Annotated in this window: 1 protein-coding gene; it reads right to left on the bottom strand. The window is 56.7% G+C overall.

Translation table 11 applies throughout. The features are described from left to right. Nucleotides 1-90: 90 nt before the first annotated feature. A complete protein-coding gene (locus F1735_RS33435; RefSeq protein WP_167241294.1) occupies nucleotides 91-1,395 on the bottom strand; it encodes an IS701 family transposase in 1,305 nt (434 codons plus the stop codon). Between the last annotated feature and the right edge of the window lie 194 nt (nucleotides 1,396-1,589).

The raw sequence follows: 1,589 nt of genomic DNA, 5'->3' as shown, positions 1-1,589 counted from the left end.
CGTCAGAAAAACCATCGATATCGTCTTGGATGCGTCCTGCTGCTGGTGTCATATTCGATTCCATGTGGGTACCAACTTCCTTAATTAGAGTTATGAAGTTGTCTCACAACAGTTTGACACAGGGGGCCTGCTTCCGCGAGGGATGTAATCGTTGGGTAAGCCAGGCGTTTCTGGCCCTGCAGAGTTTTTTTTGACGCCGGGATGATTGAGGCGCTGTGTGGTCAGAAAACCGTAGGCGGCGATGCATAGTGTAGCGTGGTGATGAAATCCGCGCCAACCGCGTCCCTCGTAGTGTCCGAGTCCAAATTCCTGCTTGAGTTCCTGATAGTCTCGCTCGATACGCCAGCGCATTTTTGTCACAAACACGATTTGCTCAAGATTTGCATCGTCGGGCGCAGTGGAAAGGAAGTATTTCAGTGGTTCCGCGTCGCCCTCCGGCCATTCAATCAGCAGCCATTCCTCGGCCCGCATCTCGGTACCAAGATAGTCTCGATGAGCGGGGCGTATCCGTAGCGCGGCGAAGCGAGAGGAAAGTGCGGCATTAGAACCCTCCCGCCATGTAACCGGGCAGTAGGCTTGCGACGGCAGCGACAGCGCCAATGTTTTCACGGAAACGGGCTCGTTGCCGGCCTCGCGGCGCAGCCGCGTCGGTCGTATGCCGCGCCCACTCCATTGCTTCGGTGGCAGCGGCGCGGTTCCCGGCGCCCACACCGTGGTCGCCGGCCGGATGCCCACCGCATACAGCATGCCCAGTTCTGTGATGCCACTGCGAAATGCCGTCTCGTCACCGTAGCCGGCGTCGGCCAGCACCACGCCCGGCGGCGTACCCGATGCAAGCGCGCTGCGTAGTTGCTCAAGCGCGATTTCGGGCTTGGTCGCAAAGGCGATCCCTTCCGGCACGCCAGCCACGCCTCGGCGGACCGGATCGCTTGCCCAGTCCTTGGGAAGGTAAAGCTGATAGGCGATCGGTATGCTGCCCAGCTCGGTGGCCAATGATAAGCTGACGGCCACCTGGCAATTATCCTGCTTACCCAACTGCCCACAATATTGTCGCGCCACACCCACCGAATGCTTGCCTTTCTTTGGAAAACCGGTATCGTCGACGATCCAATAATGTCCGGTATCGGTAGCCAGCAGCGGTTTGACCTGGTCGCGCACCGATGCCAGGACGGCGTTGTCCGACCACGCCGATTTCGCCACGAAATGGTGAAGGGACTGGTGTTTGGCGCGTACTTGCATCGGCTTGATGTGCGCCGCCAGCGGTTCGACGCTCTTACGCGCGATCGGCAGCATCAGCCCTTGGCAGTAGTCTTTCAGACTTGTCCTGCGATCCATATGACCCAACGCGCTGCACAGCCGCTCAAGGTACATATCCAGCTCAGCCAAATTCGTCATTCCCGTATCCTGTTGTTATAGACAGTTCAACAGTATACGCGCATAATTGAATTTATGACACAGTAAGACTAGCCTGAATTTTGCACAAAAAGGGGCAAGAATGCCGTAAGTGATTGATAGAATGGGAGTTATCTAAAAACCTACCCTATCAGCACGAACACACCTTGCCCGACATGAATTCTACCCCAGAGCAG

It is taken from the genome of Massilia genomosp. 1, from assembly GCF_011682185.1.
Taxonomy (GTDB): Bacteria; Pseudomonadota; Gammaproteobacteria; order Burkholderiales; family Burkholderiaceae_D; genus Telluria_A; species Telluria_A rubra.
The sequence above is the reverse complement of the archived record's forward strand: the minus strand, read 5'-3'. Positions and strand labels throughout refer to the sequence as shown.

Coding starts and splice junctions, on each gene's coding strand:
- F1735_RS33435 (WP_167241294.1), bottom strand. CDS start 1,395: ATGACGAATTTGGCTGAGCTGGATATGTACCTTGAGCGGCTGTGCAGC.